This is a genomic window from Thalassolituus sp. UBA2009 (assembly GCF_002335285.1).
Classification (GTDB): Bacteria; Pseudomonadota; Gammaproteobacteria; order Pseudomonadales; family Oceanobacteraceae; genus Venatoribacter; species Venatoribacter alkanivorans.
In genome coordinates, this window is record NZ_DDCJ01000104.1 from 1 (window position 1) to 1695 (window position 1695).

Consider the following 1695-nt stretch of genomic DNA (forward strand, 5'->3'; position numbering starts at 1 on the left):
GTCGCAGCTGGTAAAACCGGTACCACCGGTAATCAGCACGGCCTGGGTTTTATCGTCGGCAATCCACTGGGATACGGCGGCACGGATTTTATAGACGTTATCCACAACGATTTTTTTATCGCTTAAAAAGTGCCCGGCATCGGTCAGTTTTTCGACCAGCAGCTGGCCGGAGGTGTCGGTGTCTTCGGTGCGTGAGTCGGACACGGTTAATACCGCGATATTCAGTGGAATAAAATCTTTGGTAAAGGTTTTGGCCATGATATGTCCTCAGTAACGGGCGTGTTCCGCCCATTCGTCCGGTGTGTTGGTATTGGTCAGTGCATGCGTGCCGGGAGAGGGCAGCTGCACGCTGGCAAAGGTATGAATTAATGAACCGACAGAACGCCGTGCCGCCGGATTCTGCAGTTGTTCGTTCAGCCAGTGCAGCAGTTCCTGACTGACCGGCAAATAAAGTGGCAGGCAGATCGGTAAAGAATCCTGCTGATAACAGGCGGCTTTACAGGCTGCACGTCCGCTGCTGATCAGCCGCTGTAAATCCTGACTGCGGATATGCGGCATATCGACCGGCAGCAATATTAATTCGTCAATCTGATCGTTCAGTGCTGCCTTAACTGCAGCCTGAATACCCGCCAGAGGCCCGGCTCCGGCAATGTCATCGGCCAGTATTTTATAGTGACAACCATCGGGTGCCGATAAACCCAGCTCTGACTGGTGCGGCTGGCGGCTGAGCCAGAGCACAGTCGGTTTAAGAGCAATTAACTGTTGCCAGTTTCGTTCACCAATATGACGAAAACCTTTCACCGGTAACAGGGCTTTATCCTGCCCCATACGCTGTGATGAACCACCGGCCAGTAATACGGCAGCAAGCTGTGGCGCGTTCATTCAGCCACCAATCATCGCAAAATGTGATATCGCGCCGGTGCGTCCATCCTGCAGATAATGACTTTCTTTTTTCTGGCCGAGCAGGGTACGGATATGCTGCTGTATGTCAGCACTGGCATGATGAAGCAGTGGCCGTAATTCATAGCCTTCTTCACCGAATAAACACAGATGTAATTTTCCCTGGGCAGAAATACGCAGACGATTGCAGCTTTTACAGAAATCCTGACTGTAAGGCATGATCAGGCCGATCTGTCCGCTGAAGTGCGGGTGATAAAATTCCTGTGCCGGCCCGTCGTGGCTGCCGCGTAATTTCGGTTGCCAGCCATCCTGCAGTAACTGCTGTTTAATATCTTCACCACGCACATGCTGAGCGGCAAAAAATTCGGCGTTGTCGCCGGTCTGCATCAGTTCGATAAAACGCAGGGTTACCGGTGTGGCTTTTAACCAGTTTAAAAACTGGCCAAGGCCGCTTTCATTAAAGGTTTTCAGCAGCACCGCATTCACCTTAATGCGGGTTAAACCAAGGGCACGTGCACGTTCAATACCGTTAAGAATTTCCTGCAGTTTGTCGTGGCCGGTAATGGCCTGAAATTGCTGCGGGTCGAGGCTGTCGATGCTGACATTCAGCTGATCGAGTCCGGCGGCTACCCAATCATCAATCTGTTTGCTTAAACGGTAACCATTGGTGGTGAGCGCAACCTGCTCAATACCGGCGGTGTTTTTCAGGATGCGGATAATCTCTGGCAGGTCTTTGCGCAGGCTGGGCTCGCCGCCGGTAATGCGGATTTTACGTGTGCCCAGAGCGGCAAAGGT

3 protein-coding genes are annotated in these 1695 nt (G+C 52.2%); all 3 read right to left on the reverse strand.

Going from position 1 to position 1695, the window contains the following annotated elements:
• On the reverse strand, positions 1 to 258 hold a 258-nt coding region (locus B3P58_RS13395; protein ID WP_286718151.1), incomplete at its 3' end, for a molybdopterin-binding protein.
• 9 nt (positions 259 to 267) lie between these two features.
• Entirely contained in the window at positions 268 to 882 is a 615-nt protein-coding gene (gene mobA / locus B3P58_RS13400) for a molybdenum cofactor guanylyltransferase (protein WP_286718152.1), read from the reverse strand.
• Positions 883 to 1695: GTP 3',8-cyclase MoaA (moaA, locus tag B3P58_RS13405; protein ID WP_286718153.1), on the reverse strand; the 813-nt coding region annotated here is incomplete at its 5' end.

Excerpts from the sequence above, each read along its gene's own strand:
- mobA (WP_286718152.1), bottom strand. The coding sequence starts at position 882 with ATGAACGCGCCACAGCTTGCTGCCGTATTACTGGCCGGTGGTTCATCA.